22 protein-coding genes and 1 riboswitch are annotated in these 21,430 nt (G+C 37.4%); of the genes, 14 read left to right on the forward strand and 8 right to left on the reverse strand.

Going from position 1 to position 21,430, the window contains the following annotated elements; all coding sequences use genetic code 11:
• Positions 1-132: 132 nt before the first annotated feature.
• Positions 133-831, forward strand: a complete 699-nt coding sequence (locus tag CWO92_RS13325) for a YjjG family noncanonical pyrimidine nucleotidase (protein ID WP_101354705.1) — start codon at positions 133-135, stop codon at positions 829-831.
• Between the two features lie 566 nt (positions 832-1,397).
• Here the strand turns inward: CWO92_RS13325 and CWO92_RS25460 are convergent.
• Together CWO92_RS25460 and CWO92_RS13330 are read right to left on the reverse strand one after the other, a co-directional pair.
• Positions 1,398-1,535 carry a hypothetical protein gene (locus CWO92_RS25460; RefSeq protein ID WP_165786683.1) on the reverse strand — a complete coding sequence of 46 codons (138 nt, stop codon included), beginning with the start codon at positions 1,533-1,535 and terminating at the stop codon, positions 1,398-1,400.
• Positions 1,536-1,719: 184 nt separating this feature from the next.
• Positions 1,720-2,613: a LysR family transcriptional regulator gene (locus CWO92_RS13330; protein WP_101354706.1), complete on the reverse strand. Its 894-nt coding sequence runs from the start codon at positions 2,611-2,613 to the stop codon at positions 1,720-1,722.
• A 138-nt stretch (positions 2,614-2,751) separates the two neighbouring features.
• Here CWO92_RS13330 and CWO92_RS13335 point away from each other — a divergent pair, with 138 nt between their 5' ends.
• Positions 2,752-3,651 (forward strand): 3-hydroxyacyl-CoA dehydrogenase, encoded by a 900-nt coding sequence (locus CWO92_RS13335; protein ID WP_101354707.1) that lies wholly within the window; start codon positions 2,752-2,754, stop codon positions 3,649-3,651.
• 57 nt (positions 3,652-3,708) lie between these two features.
• Here the strand turns inward: CWO92_RS13335 and CWO92_RS13340 are convergent, their stop codons facing one another.
• Positions 3,709-3,912, reverse strand: a complete 204-nt coding sequence (locus CWO92_RS13340; RefSeq protein WP_101354730.1) for a Fur-regulated basic protein FbpA — start codon at positions 3,910-3,912, stop codon at positions 3,709-3,711.
• Positions 3,913-3,979: 67 nt separating this feature from the next.
• A riboswitch (SAM riboswitch) is annotated at positions 3,980-4,083 on the reverse strand.
• 185 nt (positions 4,084-4,268) lie between these two features.
• On the opposite strand from CWO92_RS13340, the gene CWO92_RS13345 reads away from it, so the two are divergent.
• The gene (locus tag CWO92_RS13345) at positions 4,269-4,778 is read left to right on the forward strand and encodes a DinB family protein (protein ID WP_101354708.1); all 510 of its coding nucleotides are present in this window, start codon (positions 4,269-4,271) and stop codon (positions 4,776-4,778) included.
• Between the two features lie 141 nt (positions 4,779-4,919).
• Here the strand turns inward: CWO92_RS13345 and CWO92_RS13350 are convergent, their stop codons facing one another.
• Both CWO92_RS13350 and CWO92_RS13355 read right to left on the reverse strand, forming a co-directional pair.
• Positions 4,920-5,384 (reverse strand): DinB family protein, encoded by a 465-nt coding sequence (locus CWO92_RS13350; RefSeq protein WP_101354709.1) that lies wholly within the window; start codon positions 5,382-5,384, stop codon positions 4,920-4,922.
• A gap of 797 nt (positions 5,385-6,181) precedes the next feature.
• A complete protein-coding gene (locus CWO92_RS13355; protein WP_101354710.1) occupies positions 6,182-7,612 on the reverse strand; it encodes an aminotransferase-like domain-containing protein in 1,431 nt (476 codons plus the stop codon).
• A gap of 126 nt (positions 7,613-7,738) precedes the next feature.
• Between CWO92_RS13355 and CWO92_RS13360 the strand changes: the two genes are divergently transcribed.
• The gene (locus tag CWO92_RS13360) at positions 7,739-8,656 is read left to right on the forward strand and encodes a DMT family transporter (RefSeq protein ID WP_101354711.1); all 918 of its coding nucleotides are present in this window, start codon (positions 7,739-7,741) and stop codon (positions 8,654-8,656) included.
• 72 nt (positions 8,657-8,728) lie between these two features.
• Here CWO92_RS13360 and CWO92_RS13365 read toward each other — a convergent pair whose 3' ends face one another.
• Both CWO92_RS13365 and CWO92_RS13370 read right to left on the reverse strand, forming a co-directional pair.
• A complete protein-coding gene (locus CWO92_RS13365; protein WP_101354712.1) occupies positions 8,729-9,319 on the reverse strand; it encodes a TetR/AcrR family transcriptional regulator in 591 nt (196 codons plus the stop codon).
• 61 nt (positions 9,320-9,380) lie between these two features.
• A complete protein-coding gene (locus CWO92_RS13370) occupies positions 9,381-10,418 on the reverse strand; it encodes an alpha/beta fold hydrolase (protein ID WP_101354713.1) in 1,038 nt (345 codons plus the stop codon).
• A gap of 604 nt (positions 10,419-11,022) precedes the next feature.
• On the opposite strand from CWO92_RS13370, the gene CWO92_RS13375 reads away from it, so the two are divergent.
• Positions 11,023-11,292, forward strand: a complete 270-nt coding sequence (locus CWO92_RS13375; RefSeq protein ID WP_101354714.1) for a hypothetical protein — start codon at positions 11,023-11,025, stop codon at positions 11,290-11,292.
• A 199-nt stretch (positions 11,293-11,491) separates the two neighbouring features.
• Here the strand turns inward: CWO92_RS13375 and CWO92_RS13380 are convergent, their stop codons facing one another.
• Complete coding sequence (locus tag CWO92_RS13380; protein ID WP_321207802.1) at positions 11,492-12,007, reverse strand: ferritin family protein; 516 nt, start codon at positions 12,005-12,007, stop codon at positions 11,492-11,494.
• Positions 12,008-12,587: 580 nt separating this feature from the next.
• Between CWO92_RS13380 and CWO92_RS13385 the strand changes: the two genes are divergently transcribed.
• The 9 genes from CWO92_RS13385 (at position 12,588) to lepB (ending at position 21,346) form a co-directional block, all read left to right on the forward strand.
• Positions 12,588-12,980 carry a hypothetical protein gene (locus tag CWO92_RS13385; protein ID WP_101354715.1) on the forward strand — a complete coding sequence of 131 codons (393 nt, stop codon included), beginning with the start codon at positions 12,588-12,590 and terminating at the stop codon, positions 12,978-12,980.
• Positions 12,981-13,094: 114 nt separating this feature from the next.
• Positions 13,095-13,538: a DUF2512 family protein gene (locus tag CWO92_RS13390; protein WP_101354716.1), complete on the forward strand. Its 444-nt coding sequence runs from the start codon at positions 13,095-13,097 to the stop codon at positions 13,536-13,538.
• A 144-nt stretch (positions 13,539-13,682) separates the two neighbouring features.
• The gene (locus CWO92_RS13395; RefSeq protein WP_101354732.1) at positions 13,683-15,332 is read left to right on the forward strand and encodes a M20/M25/M40 family metallo-hydrolase; all 1,650 of its coding nucleotides are present in this window, start codon (positions 13,683-13,685) and stop codon (positions 15,330-15,332) included.
• A gap of 875 nt (positions 15,333-16,207) precedes the next feature.
• Positions 16,208-17,452: an MFS transporter gene (locus CWO92_RS13400; RefSeq protein WP_233270084.1), complete on the forward strand. Its 1,245-nt coding sequence runs from the start codon at positions 16,208-16,210 to the stop codon at positions 17,450-17,452.
• A gap of 367 nt (positions 17,453-17,819) precedes the next feature.
• On the forward strand, positions 17,820-18,290 hold the full coding sequence (locus CWO92_RS13405) for a DUF4367 domain-containing protein (protein WP_101354718.1): 471 nt from the start codon (positions 17,820-17,822) through the stop codon (positions 18,288-18,290).
• A gap of 593 nt (positions 18,291-18,883) precedes the next feature.
• Complete coding sequence (locus CWO92_RS13410; RefSeq protein WP_101354719.1) at positions 18,884-19,330, forward strand: hypothetical protein; 447 nt, start codon at positions 18,884-18,886, stop codon at positions 19,328-19,330.
• Positions 19,331-19,351: 21 nt separating this feature from the next.
• A complete protein-coding gene (locus CWO92_RS13415) occupies positions 19,352-20,128 on the forward strand; it encodes a hypothetical protein (protein ID WP_101354720.1) in 777 nt (258 codons plus the stop codon).
• 66 nt (positions 20,129-20,194) lie between these two features.
• Positions 20,195-20,803, forward strand: a complete 609-nt coding sequence (locus CWO92_RS13420) for a hypothetical protein (protein WP_101354721.1) — start codon at positions 20,195-20,197, stop codon at positions 20,801-20,803.
• Between the two features lie 24 nt (positions 20,804-20,827).
• Positions 20,828-21,346 carry a signal peptidase I gene (lepB, locus tag CWO92_RS13425; protein WP_101354722.1) on the forward strand — a complete coding sequence of 173 codons (519 nt, stop codon included), beginning with the start codon at positions 20,828-20,830 and terminating at the stop codon, positions 21,344-21,346.
• Positions 21,347-21,430 lie beyond the last annotated feature (84 nt).

Genomic DNA, 21,430 nt, shown 5'->3' on the forward strand with positions numbered 1-21,430 from the left:
GCTAGTACAAGTGAAAAATTCATGTTGGGATCGGAGAAATGGTTTTCAAGGTAGGGAAAAACTTTTAAACTGGAAAGGTAGACTTCTTATTAGATTAGTAACTTATTAAATGCATCGAGAGGGACGATACCAATGAAAGCATACAAAGCACTGTTTTTTGATGTAGATGATACGCTGTTGGATTTTCGTGCTGCAGAGCGTGAAGCATTGCGACAGCTTTTTGAAGATGAGCAAATAGAATTGACTCCAGAGATGGTACAACAATATAAAAACATAAATCAACAACTTTGGAGAGAGTTCGAAGAGGGGAAACGAAGCCGCGATGATGTGGTAAACACCCGATTTGCAGAATTTTTTAAGGTATATGGGAAAGAGGTAGATGGTGTTTTATTGGAAAATAAATATCGTAACTATCTGCAAGAAGGACATCAGCTTATGGATGGAGCACTGGATTTAATTACGGAACTAAAGGATCATTATGATTTATATATTGTGACCAATGGTGATTCCGCAACTCAGGATAAACGTTTGCGTGCTGCCGGTTTATATCCGTTTTTTAAGCAAATATTTGTTTCGGAGGACACGGGATATCAGAAGCCAATGAAGGAGTTTTTCGATTATGTGTTTGATCGCATTCCGAATTTATCACCGGAACAAGGGCTTATTATTGGGGATTCTTTAAATGCAGATATTAAAGGAGGCAATCTGTACGGACTTGATACTTGCTGGTTTAACCCTGAAAAAAATGCGAATAATACAGGAATCTTGCCAACGTACGAAATCAACAGTCTTAACAAATTATATACTATTACTAGTGTAAAAATGGTATAAGTAAGAAGGAATTTCATTCAATACTTTCATTCTTTAAAAAAGGTTAGCTAAACAGTCATTATTATCAAATAATGTGGTTTTGGCAACCTTTTTATTAATTTGAGGGAATTTTTACAAAAGCTTTGATTCGGACAGATGGATAGACGAAGTATTAGAAGCTCTGCAACTTAGACAAGTGCATATGGCTGGTGTTTCATACAGCATAACCATTTATTCTTTATTATGTATTTCATCGTCCTAACAAATTGTTAACATGACTTGTATGGTTGGGGTATTCCCTGTGGAAAATTGATTTCCAAAATAACAGTTATGAAAACAATTGCAGTATTCTTCCCTGAAATTTTTATTGCCAAGCCACAAAAAATGCGTTTCGCTTATGAACTGAGGATACTTTCAAAATGTATTAGAGTTAAATAAATAAACTTTTATGCTTACGTATTTTTATGGCGATGATTTACATAGGTGATGGTTGATAACATTAACCTCGTATTGTGTGGGGAAGGGGATCTTTTACGAATTGTTCGTGATAGAAAGAAACCGATCAAGAGAATGATCGGTTTCCTTTACTATATTACACCATCAGTCTTATCACGCTTATCCTTATTCCTTTTGTTGCCTTTACTGTTATCCCCACTGACAGGAGACTGCCCATGTAAGGAAGGGGAATTCTGATTATTGCTGCCTTTATTAAATTTCTTTGTCATGCCTATCACTCCTTTCCTATTACAAATACAGTTTGTCTCTTTTTCGTAAACTTATGAATTTAAGATGGTGCCAGGCACCACTCGTGGACAAATTGGGAAAGTGTCCTTCAGAGGAGGACAATGCGAACTGTCCACCCCATGCGTACAAAAGCGTAAAATGTCCACGGATGGTGCCAGGCACCAATTAGATATCGAGGGTTAATCTGTTGATAAAGGTTTTGGCGATTTGGGAGGAGGGCTTGCTTTTGTGGCGTACCCATCCGTATGGAATTGGTTTATTGTCGCGCGTTTTTAAGTCGATGGTGATAAGATTTGGGTTGTTACGTTGATTTTTTTGAAAGGAAAAGTCTAACCCAATCGTAACTGCAATTCCTTCTTCCACGGCATTCTCAATAGCAAATGTATTATTGGTTGCAAATAATACGTCCGCCTCTCCGTATTTCGCAATATTTTTATCCATAAAATTTAGAATAATGTCGTCTTCATAAAGGACTAGTGTTTCTTTTATTAACATTTCTGGGGTAATGGATTTTTCAGTCGATAATGGGGATTCTTTATTAACCGCAACCACCATTTTCCCCTCTAGTACTTTTGCGAAGACTAGATCATTGCTTTTCGGAAGGAAATCCTCATCCATCACCATTAATCCGATATCCATTTTATTAGATAAAATAGTCTCAATGATTTCTTTTGGTCCTTTTTCAAAAATTTCAATTCTAACATTTGGGAAATCCTTTTTAAAGCGAGCAACGGTTTCCACAAGTAAGTGGGTGGGGCCGGGAATCGTTGCGATTCTTAATTCACCTGATAAAGTATGATTAAACTGATTGGCTTCCTCTTTCAGCTCGTTCACTTTCATTAAGATGTCCGTAGCCTTTTCAATTATTACTTTTCCTTCAGCTGTTGGTGCAGCACTTTGACCGCGGGATCTCGTAAACAGTGTCACGCCCAATTCCTGCTCTAATAACGAAATGGACTGGCTAATCGCAGACAATGTAATATGTGATTTTTGTGCAGCCATCGTTAGGGACCCGGATTTGGCTACTTCGACGATATATTGTAATTGTTCCAGATTCATCTTTTTACTCCTAAATTAAGTTTTAGTTAATTATTAATTAGTATATCTAATTTTTATTAAATATAATACATTGTTATAATGAAGTAGAAATGAAAGATATTAATAACAATGCTTCTTTTAGAAAAGAGGAGAATAATAATGGATTATAAAAATATCACTGTCGCAGGAAGCGGTGTTTTAGGAAGTCAAATCGCTTTCCAAATTGCCTTTAAAGGATTTAATGTAAATGTATATGATATCAATGATGAAGTGCTAGATCGAGCAAAAGAAAGAATGACAAAATTGAAACAACGTTATCAAGAAGATTTAGGAGCAACCCAAGAAGAGGTAGATGCTGCTTACAAACGAATTTCCTTTTTCAGTGATTTAGCAGAAGCTACAGCAGACGCAGATCTTATTATTGAAGCAATACCTGAAGTAGTGCAAATAAAATCCAATTTCTATAAGGAATTAGCAAAAATAGCTCCTGAAAAAACAATTTTTGCAAGCAACTCATCTACCTTACTCCCTAGCCAATTTGCAGAAGCTACGGGCCGTCCGCAAAAATTCTTAAACTTGCACTTTGCTAATGAAATATGGAAAAACAACACAGCCGAAATTATGAAGCACCCTGGAACGGATGATAAGGTATTTGAAGAGGTCATTGCATTTGCGAAGGCCATTGGAATGGTTGCATTGCCTTTACAAAAAGAACAACCAGGTTATATTTTGAATTCTCTATTGGTTCCGCTTTTAGATGCAGCTCAAATGCTGTTATTAAAAGAAGTTGCTGACCCAGAAACAATCGATAAAACATGGATGGTTGCAACTGGGGCACCGATGGGTCCGTTTGCCATTCTAGATGTGGTCGGTATAACAACTGCTTATAATATTACCCTTGCTAAAGCGGAAGCAACAGGCGACCCTGATTATAAAAAACTTGCGGATTTATTGAAAACAGAGTATATCGATAAAGGAAAGCTTGGCAGAGGAACAGGAGAGGGATTCTATAAATATCCAAATCCTCCTTTCATGAACCCGGATTTTATCAAAGCATAAAAATAAAGAAATCTCTTTCTATTTGAAGGAGATTTCTTTTTTATTTTGGTGAAAAATCTAATGGAAATTTTTCCATCGAATGGAGTCGAAACCGCAGTGAGGATGGTTTTGGGATTGGATTTTAAAGTATTCATGTTCTAAGTCAGATAAGGTCAATTCAAATAGATGCTTGTCGTTTTTCTTGAATTGCTCAAGCTCAATCAACTTGTTAATTAATTCATTCCTTCTTGCTTCTACCGCATCTTTCAACAATTTGCCCATAAAAAAATCCACTCCTTTTTTAATGAATACAGATAAGAAGAGGATAACTTGATTGGTCGAGGACCTCCACTTATCTTCCAAGCATAAGCTTGCAGGAATTAGCACAGAATTCCAGTAGAATCTGCTGCTGAGGTTTCGTTGGGCCAGTCCCTCCACCTCTCTTGATAAGTTTCCATGACATATTAAAATATTTTGCGTTGTTATTAGCATAAATCCTATAATTCCTATTTGTCAACTAGTATTTAAAAAATTATAAAAAAACACAATTATCTTTAAAGGGAAATAATTAAGACTGTGGAAGCTTATATTAGATGGGACTTGAATCATGAAAACTAAACAGAAAAGGAGTATGTAAATTGAGTAACTTGGAGGTAGTAGAAGCATTCAAAAACGACTTGCAAAACTATTCATTGGACCAGCTAAGACATATTTCAGCTGAGGGAGTATGGTCTATTGGACAAATGTATGACCATTTAATCGTGGTTGCACATGAGTATCTGGATAATGCGGAAACTTGTGCAGCATCACATGAGGAGTGTACCCTTGGAAAAACGGAATTTGGAGAGAAATTATTTACAATGGGAGGGTTTCCACCAATAAAAATAAAATTACCAGATGAATTAAATGCTCCTCCTAATAACTCGGATAGCAAGGATGAACTTATAAGTAGACTGGATCAGTTAATTAGCAGACTGAGTCTATGGGAAATAAAAGTAGATTCGATCAATCCCAATTACAAAGTTCAACATGGCGGTTTCGGTTGGCTACATGCAAGAGAGTGGTACGATTTAGTAGGAATGCATTTCCGTCATCACCTCCGCCAGAAGGCTGAATTAGAGCAAAAGCTAAAGAAGGCTGTTAAATGACTGGAATAAGTACTATATAAAAGCCGATATCTTGCAAATAAAGATATCGGCTATTTTTCTTGTTATGAAGATGATAAAATTTAATCATGTGGATAACCTTTTGAAAAATTGTCTACTTCTAGTAAATGATATTCCTGTTTATTATCGCTCCCAAAACGCTGGCGGTTCAATCCCAAGTAACCGTAAGTAAATAAAACCTTGGCCACGATGATGGATTTCATTTTCCAATGCATTATGCAGACGTTCGAAATGACTCATTTCGCCACCAAAAAAGGGATCCTTTTCTACGGTATCCAACCTTTCCTCAGTAATTTTTGGCCACCATTTTTGCACATTCTCCTTTATTTCGTGACAACCTTTTAATAGATTTTCTTTGGTCGAAATACCATCAAAAGATGGGCTATATTCCCATTCATTAAGAGCGATACCGCGTATGTATGCTCTTTCGATATCCAGTATCTCTAAAATCATTTTTGAGAAAGGCCGCAGTGGTTCAACCGGTGAAAAGGTGAATAACTTGTCTTCAGGAAAAGCCTCAAGTGTTCGAATGGTTAAACGACGATTCCCATCTAAAATTTCGCGAAATTGCTCCATTGTCATGACCATTGTTGGTCGCCTCCTTCATTCATTATCCCTTTCATTGTAAAACGGCATCCCTGACAAAAGCAGTCAGTGAAAAAAGAATAGCTCCTAAATTTTACGGAATATGTATTGTTTCGTGTTTGAGGAGAAGAATTTTTGAAATAGATGGAGGAAACTAGAATAAATAATAGATGCTATATCCGTATTATTCCAGCCAATTTTTTTCAAGGATTATAAAAGTTAATCCTTTCGTTCAATAAACGAACCGATACTTTATCCCTAATGAAATAATGTAGTTGTTTTATTGTGTATGTACGAGGCTTTTGAAATTCAGACGCCATTATAGTTATTTAGGGGATGTATTACCATTAAAATGAATAAGATGGGCCATCATCTGGAACGATTATTTTTCCAGATAGCTCCTTTTTACTGATGAAGGCTTTTAATTCCTTTCCAGTTAATAAGCAATGATTGACTGCCTCCATACGGGAAACCTTTATAGTGGTATGTTTGGCGGTTATATAAGTTTGATAGATATCTTTTCGTCATAATGATAAGATCACCTTGGAGGAGCTTGTGCAGCCCCTCCATTTACGACATTTACTTCGGGTTATGAGCATTAATCATTCCTGAATTTCGTGGAAAAGGATTTATTAACGATTTACTTTTAAGAGCAATAAGATATTGGTGTTTGGAGAATACAGATGTTGAAAATATCCCTATGAGAAATGCATTTGAGAAGTCTGGATACGAAAAATGTAAGCATTCTTCATGAAATGTTTTCTCTAAAAAACTTCCACCTATTCAATGGTGAAAGGTTTTCATATTTGTGTAGAAGTTAATGAATGGTATATGTGGACAAATCGCTGCAATCCATCCCGTAATTGAGTTTCGTTTAAATAGGAATAACTCATCCGAATCCATGATTGGTGTTCTTTAAGCGAATCAAAGATAGATCCAGGTACAAAGGAAATCGATTTTTCGATGCTTTTTTCAAGAAGTCTATCCATTGGAGTAGACTCTGGCAATTTCATCCATAAATTAAATCCTCCCATCGGAGTTGCCCATTTCCACCCTGTAGCAGATAATTCTTCCTCCATAATGTTCCTGCGAATTTCAAGAGCTATCCGTAGCTTTTCCACATGCTTTTGCAAACGTTCTGAAAAGAAATAATGCAGAAAGATTTTTTGGTTAAGCAATGGCGTCCCGCTGTCCGAAAGGGATTTTGTATTTAATAGGTATTTCATGATGGATGGCCGGCATGCAACGGCAGCGATGCTCAATCCTGGTGCAATGTATTTGCTGAAGCTCCTTATATAAATAACACACCCTGCTGTATCATATGAAAAAAACGGCAGCGGAGGTTTTTTCTCAAAATAAATATCCGGGTAAGGATCATCCTCAATTAGCAAACATTGATATTTATTAGCCATCTCTACTAAAGTCTTTCTTTGTTCGGCCGGAACTGTATAACCGGTCGGATTGTGAAAAGTAGGGTTGAGATAGAAAAGGCGCGGTTTATGCTCCCGCATGAGTCCTTCTACTTGCTCTAATTGATAGCCATGCGGATGAATCTCAATCGGAATAATATTCGCACCCTGTCTTCTGAAAACATCGATTGCAGGACTGTAGGTGGGCCTCTCTAAAAAAACAGTATCTCTAGGTTTGATCAATCCTCTGGCGATCAAATCGATAGCCTGCTGGGATCCGGATGTGATCAATAATTCATCGGGAGTTAGGTAGAAATGTGATTGATCGGTAAAATAGCGGCTAAGAGCTTCGCGCAGCTCCGGATCTCCCTGGATGGATGAATAGGTTCCCAGCACTTTAGGGTAAAGGTTAAATACCTTTTTTATATACTCGGAAAAGTAATGATTAGGCAACAGATTAGGATCAAGCAGTGCGATGGAAAACTGATAATCAGCCCGAACCTGATGAATTTCTGAGAGGCTGCTTTCTTGAACGTGAGCGGAAATAATCGGGTTCTGCTGGGAATCTATCAAAAGCATATTTTCCGGCATCACATAGTATCCGGATTTATCCTTCACATATACTTTTTTGTTTTGTTTTAGCAGCTGATAAGCTTTAAAGACTGTTAGCCGATGTACATTGAACTCCGTTGCTAATGTTCTAATAGAAGGAAGCTTATCATGTGCTCCCCATACGCCTCGTCCGATTCTTTCTATAATATAATCATAAATTTGCTCGTAAAGATTATCCGAATGAACATTTGAGAGTGCTTTTCTCTTCATGAAGTACCCTCCTTTTCTGCTATTATACAGGATAATTTCGATAACTGTTCTATTCGTTTTTATCTGTTCTACTCTTTACACCTTATGATGGAGATGTGGAGGAGAGAAGATAAGGAGGAGAGAAAAATGGTGTTATTTAATTATATTTTAATGTGTCTCATATTCGGTACGACTTTTTTATCTATAAAAGTAGGGGTAGATGCCGGAGCGCCGCCTTTTTTCTCGGCGGGAATTCGCTTCCTAATGGCAGGAAGTATTTTATTTTTATGGATGGTATCAAGAGGAAAGGCGAAGTTTTCACTTTTATTAAGAAAAGAAATGCTTTTGACCGGAACAGGATTAACTTTTGCAACTTTTGCAGCCTTGTATTGGTCTGAGCAATATTTAAGCTCTGGTATAGCGGCGGTTTTATCGGCTACAGGACCGCTGATGGTCTTGCTGCTTCAAAGCTGCATTAATCGGCAAAAGCTTTCCGTCAGTTCTTTAGTTGGCTGTCTGACAGGCTTTTCCGGCGTTGTTTTGCTGCTTCTACCAGGTATATTGGGCACATCGTTCAGCAAGCTGTGGATTATTGGCTGTATAGCAATTTTATTAAGTGAACTTTTTTATTCTGCTGGTGCGGTTTATTCCAGCAGAGTTATCCAACGTTTTCAAGGAATATCACCAATTGCCTTGAATGCGGCACAAATGATGTACGGTGGGGCTATGCTTCTTTTTTTATCATTGTTCACGGAAAAAGTGCATATGAAATCGATTCTAACAACAAGTGCTATCTTATCACTGCTGTACTTAATTATCGCTGGATCCATGGTGGCACACACAATCTTCTATTGGCTTGTAGCTAAAACCAATCCAGTCTTTCCAGCCACTTGGCTGTATATTTCTCCATTAATTGCCCTTTGTCTTGGAGCGGTGTTATATCATGAGCCTATAACTCTCTTGTCTGTAATTGGGGGCATCATCATTATTATTGGAACCATTATGGTCAATATAAATAATTTAAAGCACCTGATAGGCAGGAGAACGAAAGAAAGCAATTTATGAAAAGAGGATTAAAAAATGCTCTAGGGGCTAGAGCATTTTTCTTTGAGGGAAATTCTATGAAAGATAAAAAAATTACTTTGTCAATATCCGCATCAACACATCCACGTCTGGCAGCCCATACTCTTCATCCACCTCATCTTGAGTGAGAAGACTGTTAATGATGGTGAAATACCAGGACAGCATCTTTCTCGGATCCCCAGGTGAAAACACACCGGATTCCTGACCTTTAACAAAGGTCGGAATGAGCGGATCAATCAGAACGCTTGTGGAAACCTGTGAAAAAATCTGCTTAACCTTATCCGGGACATCATTCGCCGTTCGAGCCCTTTCCATCAGCATAAAAGCGTACATATTGTTTTCATCCATCATATTCCTAGTTAAGTTTCTAATTTGCTCAAAGGGTGTTCCAGGCAAGGATGGAGCTTGCGCAAGTTCCCTTTTTGCTTCCTCCATTAATTCTTGGACAATGGTGGTGTAGAGCTCCTTTTTAGATTGAAAATAGCGGTAAATTAGTCCCTCGCTAATACCTGCTTCTTCTGCAATGGCGCTGGTTTTCGTTCCTGTATATCCACGACGGGCAAACACTTTAAGAGCCGCCTGCTTAATTTGATCTCTGCGCTCATCACGAATTTGATTAAGCTGCTGTTTGCTTAATGGAGACAATCATACCAACCTCCAAATCATTAAAAATATTATATTCATTATACCATTAATCAAAAAAGGATTAGTTTGAAGTTGGGGCAGCTAGAGGTCGAACTCTCGTTAACAGCTCTTCAAGGAATTGATCGGCACGGGCAAAGCATGCTAAATGGCCGGCGTTCTTGATGAGAACAAATTCCTTATAAGGAGCTTCTATTTCGTTGAAATAAAGTTTTGCCAATTGGGTTGGAGTGATAATGTCATTATCTCCATGGATAATAAAGACAGGAAGTTCAAATATCATTCCGATTTTTTTAAAATCAAAGTTGATTAATTCGGTATATAGGTGGTCAAGAGAATAACTCATGCCTTTAAAAATATCCATAATATCACGTATTTTATGTTCTGGGGATGAAATCATAGAAGGTAATATTATGTCTGTAATCATATTAGGCACATCTCTAATAGCCTTTACAAGAATTCGGTTACGCTTATCGACATCCTTACGACTTATCTGGGATCGATTCGCTCCCATTTTTTCAAGTAATTTAACACCCTTCGTATTTCCGGATGCCTGGACAGCATTTATGGTTATTTTATGCAAAAGATTTTGGGAGTCCGGGGCATTTTGATCTGTGCCGACATATGCATGAAAAAGTTCTGGACGAAGTTTTGCCATCATGATACCAATTAGACTACCTGCAGAGCTTCCGATGAGAACGACTTTTGGCTGGCCAAGCTTTGCAATCAAGTATTCCGTCACCTCTATCCCATCCTTGGCAAGGCGTTCAAAAGTGATAGTTCCACAGCCGTCTTTTCCATTCTTACCAAAAGTCTTTCCTGCTCCACGCTGATCCCATTGAACAACCGTGAAATGTTTTTCCCATGAACGCAATAATGGATTAAAAATGGAATAGGTAGAAGCCGGTCCGCCATGTATCAATAGTAAAACGGGGTTGTTCCGATTCTCACCGCGGATGGTAATCCACTGGTCAATGCCGCCAATTTTAACAAAACTGCTTTCAACAATGCTGTTAGGTGCATTAATCTGAAGTAATTTTGCATTTTTATTTTGATAATGCTTTCTCATAATGATTTGCTGAAGGATATTGTTTTCTCCCATTTTTACTTACCCTCTTTCGTATATTTATGAGTGAGTAACTCACTCAATGTTAGCGTAAGGTATTTTTAAGTTGGAGTCAATAGGAGGATTTGTGATAAACAAAAAAATAGAAAAATATTTTTATAGGGGTTGGATTGCACAATTGAAGATAATCGCTTACCCGGATTTTCTTTCGGGGAGAGTCTTTGGGTTTACAATGTCAGCAAGTTATTGGGCGTATTTAGAGGTTCCACTATAGGAGGACTATCGGGAGCATATTGTCGGATAAAATCAGTGTTTTTTTACTACCAGTGCATTATTCCTAATAAACACAATCCGCGTTTATTTTAAAATCTACAAGAAATTGAATCTTAAAGTGGTGCCAGGCACCACTCGTGGACAAAACGCAAAAGTGTCCACTCCACATGGACAAAAATCACCATAATGAAGTAATACCCTAAGTTGGACAGATATATCCTACTTCAGGGGGTTTTTGTATATAAAAGCAATGATTATTAGTAATGTCAGTTAGGTGAATACCCATTTTAATAAAAATAAGCTCCTTTCCTAGGTAAATGGCATAGCATGTAATTGGCTAGAAACTTCTTAAAAAGTAGGTGAAAACATGTATCCTGATTTTAGAAATGACCATGGAATGGCGGGAAGTCATTATATGATGGGATATGGATATCCAACTTACGGTATGGGGCACCATATGATGGGATATCCTTCCTATGGCATGATGTACGATCCTTACTGTGGCTGCTACCCACATGTACATTATCCACACGCGCATTATCATGGACACCACCATCATTGGCATCCACAAAATACACAGATGCAAGCTCAATCCATGTCTCTTAACATGATGGCGCCAGGGATGATGCACAATTAATGTGGTATAAAAAATATTGATTTTCACTCTCATTACTATGTTTATTTGGAATGCCGATTAGGTGTGACAAAAATTTTATCCAAACTCAATTTTGGGGAGTAATGTGGATAAATTCACTAGAAAAAAAGCCCGATTCTATTAAGAATTGGGCTTTTTTTAGTGGTGCTAGGCACAAAAAAATGGTGTGCTGTCACCACCATTACAAATCCTTCATGAAATATAGGAACCAAACGGCATGATTTTGTTCGTCTAAGGCAGCCTGCAGAAAAGCTTCCTGTATATGTGGATCATTGGTCTTTCTTGCAATCTCATGGTAAAAATCCACTGTTTCCTGTTCGTCTGTAAATGCAGCAACCGTTCCGCTTTTTACATTGGGAGGGCATTGTTTGCTAAGGGTTACTTGGGGATAAGTGTTGGTGAGAGTAAGGTAGAGATTGTAGAAAGTTTGGTAATGCCTAATTTCATCCTTTCTGATTTCAATTATTTGCTTTCGCATTTCAGAATTAGCAGTTTGATAAATTAAAAATTCATAACAGTGAATGGCGTCATACTCACCATTAATTGCCTTCGAAATATCTGAGATTACTTCCATTGTGACAGTAGACGTGTCATGTCCCGGATCGCTATGAGATTCGAAAGTATTATTATCATGCTTTGCGATGTAAGCCCTAGGATAATCTTTATATGGTCTCATTATAATTGAGTGGGTAACCAAAGGTTCACACCTCCTAAATATGCTTTGGGTTATAATATGACGAATGGGTGGTTTCGTTCCTTTCTTACTGAAACCAAGGGATGACTGATATCGATATAAAACATGTACCCGTCAGCATATATTAGATTAGGTATTTCATCCATGAAGAAGCTAGTTTATGCCAAAAGGAATTTTTCTATTATATATAGAACGTTTATACTAGAGTATTCAAGAGAATGGGAAAGAACATGTCTGCATAGAATTTTGAAAAGGATGCTAACTTCAGAAGTGATAGTTTTTAGGTGCTGGATAAAAGTATGAATCAGGCTTAGAACGGTTAAACATGGCAAGTGCTAAGAGATTCATAATGCCATTACTGAATGAGCAATAATGCTGTATCGTGTTGCAGACAAATTTTATTATTTTTATAATGCGGATTGGTAAAAGCGTAAAGGAGTTGTGGATATCAAGAGGAGCCGCCTTTCGAAGCAGCTGTTATTATCCTTTTTATACTCTTGATAAATGACGCTATACCCTCCACAATTTTTGGTGTAAAAATGTAACATTTTCAAGGCAGCGACATTCTCTAGAGGAGGAACCAATGAAAGACTACACATATACAAAACTACTAGGCATTTTTATGAGCGTATTAACCATTATTGGTGCTATTGGATATGGACTACTATCACTATTAGGAATAGGTTTAGCAAATGCGCTAAACACAGAATATGAGTATTCCGTCCACGATGGTTTACCAATTATTATCGCTTTTATTTGCCTTCTTTTGGGTATCATCACACTCATCGGCAGCTTTTGGTTAAAAAAGAAAGCAGGAAGAGGCTTTTTTATCGGATATTGTTATCTGATTGGGTTTGGTCTTGTTATCAGCTTTTTTATTTCCATTGGTGCACTAGGAACTAGATATGAACTGTTTATCCTATGTATGGGAATGCTGTATCTTTTACTAGGATATTTGGCATATAGAAGGAGATAGTTTTTAATATTAACCTGTCTATATCAGAAATATTCTTTTCCTATTCCTTACATATTTTCTCATTTAGTGAACATCATAAAAAATAGATAAAATCTATTTTTTAAGGAGACTAGAATGAGACATATTATTTCGCTTATCATTAAATTTATCTTTGTTGCTATTTTTACCTTTTCTGTATTAGGAATTTTTAATTTCTCCATTGCCTCTATTTTCACAACTGCCCTCGTTCTAACGCTTGCATCCTATCTTATTGGGGATTTATTGATCTATCGATTAGGAAGTGTAACAGCTGTTGTTGCAGATTTTATACTTTATTTCGGTATGCTTGCTGTAATTGAGTACTTCTATTTTCAGCTACCCTTGAGCAGGACACTGTATTCTGCCTTTTTTACCTCTGTTTTTATTACAGGCGCCGAGGCTTTGTATCACGGATTTGTTATTCATCGCTATTTTGAGGAGGATGACAATAACCGTCCTACTCCAATCAATACCTCACGATATAGTACTGAATTTAGTGAAGAACTAGATAATCCAAGTGATAAGGATAATGAGAAGTAAGTCTGCAAAAAGTGGGTCGATTTCAAATCGATTCACTTTTTTATTACTTTTTAAGTTGTAAAAGCTCGAACAACCAAGTAAGCTTTTATATTATGTAAGGGTTTTCTTCTGTTCTGAGAAAGGGAGTGTTAAATTGTGGAGTCGATTGTCTCAAACCGTGAAGAAATTTTAAGTATGACTAATGAGTTAGTTGCTGTGGAAAGTGTAGTGAACACCAAAGGGGAAATGGAGATTGCTGACTTTTTAAATAAGAAAATAGCGTCTCTTCCATATTTTCAACAGCACCCTTCCTTTGTTGTTAAATCGCAAACAATACAGGACGAGGTGGAACGTTATAATGTGTTGGCTTTTGTTAAGGGTACGAAGACAAAAAGTAATAAAACGGTCATCTTGATGGGGCATCTGGATACTGTTGGTATCGATGATTATGCCCATTTAAAAGATATCGCGTGTAAACCGAATGAATTGATGCAGGCTCTACAGGATGAATCATTGCCTGAATTAGTGAAATCTCAATTAAAATCAGGCGAATGGCATTTTGGACGTGGAGCGCTTGATATGAAGTGCGGGGTAGCAAGTCACTTTTCTCTATTAAAATATTATTCTGAGCATCCCGAAGAGTTAGCAGGAAACTTATTATTGTTGGCTGAATGTGATGAGGAAGACAGTTCACATGGTGTTTTATCCGCTTTGAAAGATTTGAAGAGACTCCGTGATGAGCAAAACTTTGATTATATAGCGCTTATTAATTCTGATTTTGTTGCACCGCGTTTTGAAGGGGATGAGAATCGTTATATTTATAAGGGATCCATTGGAAAGCTATTGCCGTCATTTTTTATAACAGGCCATGAAACACATGCTGGTTCAGCGTTTGAGGGACTTGATCCTAATTTTCTTGCGGCAGAATTGACAAGGCAAATTAGTTACAATCCTGATTTAGTAGATGATGCATTTGGTGAATTCCCGGCGCCTCCTGTATCACTAAAACAGACAGATTTTAAGCCGAGTTACACGATACAAACTGCCCTGTCTGCTTATGTATACTATAATTTTTTCATCCAGTCCTGGTCACCCAAAGATGTTTTAGAAAAAATGAAGGAACAAGCTGACATTGCTTTTGATAATGCCTTGAATACGCTAACGCAACGTCATCGAACTTTTTGTGAACGAAGCGGGGAAAGTTATCGTGAATTACCATGGAAAAAACGAGTCTTCATCTATGAGGAAATGAAGGAATTACTGGAAAAAGAGCATGGTGAAGCGTTTATCAATCATATGAAGGAATTTAAAGAAAAACTTTTACAAGATAAATCATTGGATACACGTATGTTCGCAGCTCGTGTGGTAGAAGAGGAATGGAAATGGATGACAAATAAAAGCCCAGCTATCATTATTTTTTACTCTTCGATTTATTCTCCATGTGTAGAGGTAACGGGGAAAAACGAAAAGGAACAAAAACTATTGGCTGCTTTGGAGCAATCTGTCGATGAAATCCAACCAACTTATGAATACCCAATCGTCATTCGGAATTTTTTCCCTTATGTCTGCGATATGAGTTTCATGGCTATGAGTGATGATGAAGAAGGAATTCAAGCAGTCTGCGAAAACAACCCTAGCTGGGGTACAAAACATTATGTAAACTATCAAGACATCCGAGACATTAATGTCCCATCCATCAACATTGGTCCATACGGATACGACGCTCACAACAAATACGAAAGAATGGAACTTACATTTTCAACAGAAATAGTACCAGAAATCACGAACGGTGTCATTAAACGGCTGTTGGGATGAAGGGTCAGGTCCCTTATCCCAGCAGATTGAATAGGATGAGGAATCTGTTCCTTGTCTAAGTGGATTGTGGATGGAGAGGGGTTCCGGCCACCACTATGCAGCAACTATATAGGAAGTGTGTAGGAATGGGATGAAGGGTCAGGTCCCTTATCCCAGCAGATTGAATAGGATGAGGAATCCGTTCCTTGTCTGAGTGGATTGTAGATGGGTTGGGGTTCTGGCCNCGTTCCTTGTCTGAGTGGATTGTAGATGGGTTGGGGTTCTGGCCACCATTATGCAGCAACTATGTAGGAAGTGTGCGGGAATGGGAAGAGGGGTCAGACCCCTTATCCCAGTAGATTGAATGGGGGAGGAATCGGGCCTTGTCCCAATGGAGTGAGAGAGTGTGGTGTGATTCTGGCCACCATTTTCCAGCTACTATATAGGAAGTATGAGATACTGCACCTATAGATGCTAGATACCCTATATGTAACTATTGTAAAGAAAATGGGACAAGGAACCTGTCCCTCCGTCTCATTTTGTGGAAAATTGTTGAAAAATGTGTATTGATTGTAATTAGTAAATCGGTTAAACTGAAAACACCAATATTAAAGGAGTGAACCAAAGGGCGATGATCTACTAATCCTATACTACGCAAAACATTCGTATACTCACGATGCTTTTTCGAATATGGGATTAGTCTATGATTTTCAATAAATGATACATGGTACAGGCGATGGCCGGTATGGTGTCCTTTTATGGTTCTTTAACGGGCGACCCCTTATTTTGTGAAAAAGCAGAATAGGGGGTTTTTATTATGGCAATAACTAAAAGGTAGTATGAATAGAGTATTTGCATTTTTAGATGATTAAAAGTTTGAATGTGTACAACATTAAATGAAAAAAGAGGAGAATGTTATGAATCAATTATTAAGAAATCGGTTTGTTCAAGCCATTTTTATATCTGCTTTATTTCTGCAGATTGGTATTTGGGTTCGGAATTTTGCCGTTCTTTTATTCGTAATGGATAAAACGAATGGAGACGCGTTTGCCGTTTCGATGATTTCTGTTGCAGAATTTGCCCCAATTTTTATTTTTTCTTTTATAGGAGGAACATTTGCTGATCGCTGGCGTCCAAAGCGGACGATGATTTGGTGTGATACATTGAGTGCTGTTTCTGTTTTTGCTGTTATTTTAGCTCTAGTGTTTGGGACGTGGAAAGCGGTGTTCTTTGCGACTCTTATCTCATCGATTTTGTCACAATTTTCACAACCGTCTGGAATGAAACTATTCAAGATGCACTTACAGGAAGATTTAATTCAATCTGCTATGTCCATCTATCAAACTATATTTGCGATATTTATGATCCTTGGTCCGATTGTTGGTACCTTTGTTTTCCAAAGTTTCGGCATCGATGTCTCGATTATGGTTACGGGTATTGCGTTCCTACTATCTGCGGCCTCCTTAACACTGATCCCTGCCGATCATTCGATGGAAAGGGATTCAAAGGCAACGACACTTTGGCAGGAAATGAAGAGCGGTGTTCGTTATGTTTTAGCAAAAAAGGAATTAAAATTATTAGGAATCTGTTTCATGGCAGCTGGCCTTGCAATCGGGTTAATGCAGCCATTAAATATCTTCCTAGTTACAGAGCGATTAGGTTTGGCTAAGGAGCATTTACAATGGCTTCTCACAGTGAATGGAGTTGGGATGATTTTGGGTGGAGCCGCTACAATGGGATTTTCCAAAAAAGTCTCGCCGGCAAGGTTGCTTGTCATTGGAATGCTGGTTAATGCAATTGGTGTTGGTGTTTTAGGACTTTCAACCACGTTGTGGATTACACTCGTTACTGAGTTTTTCTGTGGTTTATTTATGCCGTGCATTCAAATTGGAATCAACACTTTGATTCTGCAAAACACGGAAGCAGATTTTATCGGACGGGTAAATGGAACCTTAAGTCCGCTATTTACGGGTTCTATGGTGATTACGATGAGTGTTGCAGGTTCTTTGAAAGAACTATTATCTCTCGTTTCTATATATGAAATTTCTGCGGTGCTATTCATTATCGGTCTCTTGTTCATCGTGCCGATGTATAACAAAGCAATGCCAAAGAGTATAGAGGTTCAAAAGGATAGTGTGTAAAAATAACACCCTCAAAGGATTGGCGAATGATCCTTTGAGGGTGCTTTTGAGTGAAGTCTAAAAGAGAGTGGAGATAGATGAATTTTGAAAGCATACACAGATAGTAAAAATGAAAAAGAAGTAAGCCGAGAATTCAAGTTTCCACGAATTCGAAATTAAATTACGCGCAATTAAAATTGAATCGCGCAAACATACCGCCATTATCCCATTAAACAACACCTTCAGCAAAAAAGACCTCGAAAGTGTCCACCCCACATGAACAAAAGCCTAAAATGTCCACGAGTGGTGCCAGGCACCCCGTAAAAAATTTGAAACATTCCTAATTTTGGTTCGTATATTATGAATAGAACAAGGGGGGATTTTTTCGTTGAAACGTTCTTTCATAACTGCACTAATGACTGTAGCTTTTTTGGTAAGCGGATGTAGTCACGATGGACTCTATCGTTTTAATCATAAATCATTGCTAGCTGAGTTAAAGAAGAGCGGTTTTGCTCCGGAACTGCCAACCGAATTACCTTTCAAGGTGAAATCAACTAATATCACTGAGGCACCTCAGCCGAATAATAAAATTTATACTATTGATTTCCACGGTACCAAAGGAGAATATCTATCCCTGCAAATGGTCAGCAACATGAACGTAAAATATAATGACGATGTAAAAAGAGAGAAAGTAAAAATAGGAGATATTCAGGGACAATATGCAAAAAACAAACCTGGTGCTTTGATGTTAAATTGGAACCATAATAAAATTCACTATGATATGACCTACTATATAAAGAAATCCAAAAAGAAGATATCCAAGAAGGCTATGATTAAGACGGCCGAGTCTTTTAATTAAAGCGGGGGGAGTTTTACTCACGGCTTCCCTAAAAACCCCAACTATATACCTTTTAAAAAACGACTCCAAATAATTTGTTCTTTTATAACCTCAACAAGTTACCAATCAACGTGACTAACTACAATAATTTTAGGAATACATATATATTTTTGTTCTTAATTAAGAATTTTATAGTGGGTGCCAGGCACCACCCGTGGACAAATTAGATATTTGTCCATGAAAGATGGACAGTTTGATTAGGTTATTGTGAGTGAAGAACCTATTTTTCCATAAAAAAGATCAGATTGAATAAACGAATCTGGTTTTTTTATTGCGGCTTTTGTTAGGAAATGTTGAGGATGATATGAATTTATATCGGAGTGAAAATTCTCTATTAAAAAATTGTTTATTATAATGAATAATAGTTTCACTAAAAAGAACAAAAACTAGAGTAAAACATAGAAATTGATAGAATAACGGAGAAAAGTATTCATTTTATAGTAATAATTACCCAAAAAGAAGGTTTTCTTTTTAAAGAACGTTCACTATAATAAACATAAGTTCTTTATAAAGAACAAAACATAAGAACAAATAATCAAAAGGAGGGCGGTGAAATGAGAAAAATAATAGGCACTGTAATAACTAGTATAACGTTACTTAGTGCTGGTGCGACTTTTGCACTATCTGATCCTGGAACAAGGCTTTCAAATTGGTATAATCTCCAGTTTGAAAAGAAGGCGGAAAAACTCGGTGCATCAACAGTGGACAAGCTTTCTTCATCATTCACGGACATCCAAAAGGAGATGGAGGCGATGAGGAAAAGTATTGCTACATCCATCCAAGACTATCAAACTACTAATCTTCAAAACTCTACTAACACAATCAAAGAACATAACGAACAAAACATCAAACAGTTACATACCGTCACAGAAAAACTCAAAGAACAAAATACGGAACAAATGGCGGCATATACACAGCAAAAAACGCTGCAGGAAACAGCGAATATCAGCCATGATATACAGGATATTTTAGAAGATGTATTAAAAAACAATCAAAAATGAAAAGGGAAAGGGAGTATTTAAATGTTTAAAACAGTTAAGGGAAAAATCGTAACAGGTGTCGTAACAGTAGGCTTATTATCTGGAGTAGGTTCAGCATTTGCGTTCACGGATGCAGGCGGCAAATTACAAGACTGGTATAATGCGCAATTTGGCAAAGCAGGAAATGCTATTACACAATCAGCTGTTAGCCATGTAAAAGACAAAGTACAAGGATTAAATGCAGAGTACCAAAGCGGTAGAACTGCAACAGTAAATGCGATTAATAGCGAGAAGGATAGTAAAGTGAACAGTGTTACGAACGAAATTACGAAAGCAAAAAATACAGCAGTCAGCCAAGTAAATGCTAAAAAGGGCGAAATTGAGAATGGCATGAGTGCTGATTTTGATAAATTGCAAGCTTATGCAAATGGACTAATCGAACAAGCAGGTAATCAGGTTCATAGCTATTTATATAATGATTTTTCTAACTTATCAACAAAAACTGGTAAGGCAGCACTAGCAGATATGGAATCTAAGATTAATGCATCAAAGGACAGCGCAAAGGCTGATTTGCAAACAGCTATTGCAAATGCAAAAACAGAAATACAAGGAATGCTTGATAAGGAAACTGCTGATACTTCCGCTGCTATCAATGCTGCAATTGATAAGAAAATTTCTGACCTACGCGCTCAACTTGCACGTGAGGTGGCAGGTTTCATCAGTACACAAAAGAAAGCAATCGATGATAAAGCTAGTGAACTTCAAGCTGCTGCTTTAGCAGAACTTGATGATGTAGTTAACGGTATCAATAAAAATTAATTTATTACTTCAAACCGATCAGGGCATTCAACGGCTCTGATCGGTAAAAAAATGGAGGACATTGCGATGAGTAGAATGTTAGAGTTCCAAAAGACAGATAACCATGTTCAACCCCTTAGCAGAAAGGGAAAATACCGGAAAGAAAATAAACATATAAAAATAAAATTTCTAATTGGAGTTCTTTTTTTAATCGTAACAGTCGGTGGTGGGATGGGAATCGCGTTTGCTGATGCAGATATCAATGGCCTTTTAACAAATTGGTTTAATCAAAAAAGTTCAGAATCCATTTCCTCTATCGAAAAATCCATAAGTACTGAAAAGGACTTACAAAAAGAACGTTTAAAACAAGAATTGCAAATAGAAATACAAAATGCACAAAAGCAGCTGTCAGATTTTACAGAGCAAGAGAAAAACCAGCGCATTCAAGCTATAAGGGATTATGCAAATCAATTGATTGCTAATCTAAAAATCGATAATTCCGGTAAAGAAAAAGCAATTCAAAATCAAATGAATGCTATTGTGAAACAGGCTAAAGCAGCGATGGATCAAATTGCAGCGAAGCAGCAGGAGAAGGAACAACACAATGACAATTCAAATGACAACTCAAATGACAACTCACAAGTTAACGCCAATAAAAATACTAAATCGGAAAATGGAGATTCTGATAATCAATAAAATCCAGCTCGGGAGGTTGGTTTGATGCAAAATGTTAATGTAATAGACTCGAACGCTTCAGTTATTCCAAAGGAATCGAGGAAGGCTTCCATCTTTAGCTGGCTACGGTTTGTGATTTTATTAATTGTTATATATGCATTGCTGCACTATGGAATGGCATTCAAAATCGTAAGTGGTCACTCTATGAATCCAACGTTGCATAATAAAGGTTTTATGGTGGTCAATAAATTATATTTTAAACCGGAAAGAGGAGACATTGTCATCGTTAAGGATCCGAATGGCTTTGACATTGTAAAACGAATTATCGGATTGCCAAATGATAGTATTTCTATTAAGAATGGAATCGTATTTGTAAACGGGAAGCCAATTAATGAAAATTATACAGAGGGAAAAGCGAATGACATGAAGGCAGTCGCTCTCGACAATAAATCCTATTTCATCATGGGAGACAACCGAACGCCTGGAGAAAGCCTGGACAGCAGAGACCCAAGTATAGGACCTGTTTCCAACGACAAAATTGAAGGAGAAGTTATCCTCCATTAAGCTACCAATATTAAGGGTATCTGGCTTCAAACAAGAGATCGGTTTGAATGAAGAAAGAGGCTGGGACATAACTAGCTTCAAATA

It is taken from the genome of Heyndrickxia camelliae, from assembly GCF_002844575.1.
Lineage (GTDB): Bacteria > Bacillota > Bacilli > Bacillales > Bacillaceae_C > Margalitia > Margalitia camelliae.